Annotated in this window: 1 pseudogene; it reads left to right on the plus strand. The window is 62.5% G+C overall.

Annotated features, from left to right (window positions below):
- Nucleotides 1-164: pseudogene (locus tag EU800_RS27430) on the plus strand (IS110 family transposase); the annotation flags it as partial.
- Nucleotides 165-288 lie beyond the last annotated feature (124 nt).

Genomic DNA, 288 nt, shown 5'->3' on the forward strand with positions numbered 1-288 from the left:
GGCGGGCTGAAACCACCCAGACACGAACCGGGGCCTGGGTCCGATCCCTGCTGGAACGCAAGCCAACGAGGCTCGTCACGGTGGCAATCGCCAACAAGACCGCCCGAACCGCATGGGCCCTGCTTGCCAAGGGAGAGACCTACAGGGCCGCACCGGTCAGCTGAACGGACGAAGAACATGCGTGGCGACAGGGACTCGCCAAGAAAAAAGCGCAAGTGCAGACGTGAGTGATGATGATCGAACGGAACCGTTGCCAGGACACCCCGAGGCGGTGTCAGGGCTTCAAAG

It is taken from the genome of Tropicimonas sp. IMCC6043 (assembly GCF_004146235.1).
GTDB lineage: Bacteria > Pseudomonadota > Alphaproteobacteria > Rhodobacterales > Rhodobacteraceae > Tropicimonas.